General features: G+C 71.0%; 1 protein-coding gene. It reads left to right on the forward strand.

Annotated features, from left to right (window positions below; genetic code table 11):
* On the forward strand, positions 1 to 262 hold a 262-nt coding region (locus ASC93_RS08985), incomplete at both ends, for an AMP-binding protein (RefSeq protein ID WP_157201814.1).

Raw genomic sequence — 262 nt, forward strand, 5'->3', positions numbered from 1 at the left:
CGCGTACGTGCCGCTCGATCCCGCCTATCCCGCCGCGCGCCTGTCTCACATGCTGGCCGATTCGGCGCCCGCGCTGCTGGTGACCGATACGAAGCTGCTGGCCCGGCTGCCGGTCGGGCCGGAACTGCCCGTACTCTGTTTGGACGCCCGCCACGACGCGGTGGACGCCGACACCAACCCGGACCTCGCCGTCCATCCCGAGCGCCTGTGCTACGTGATCTACACGTCCGGTTCCACCGGCCAGCCCAAGGGCGTGGCCGTC

It is taken from the genome of Massilia sp. Root335 (assembly GCF_001425685.1).
GTDB lineage: Bacteria > Pseudomonadota > Gammaproteobacteria > Burkholderiales > Burkholderiaceae_D > Telluria > Telluria luteola.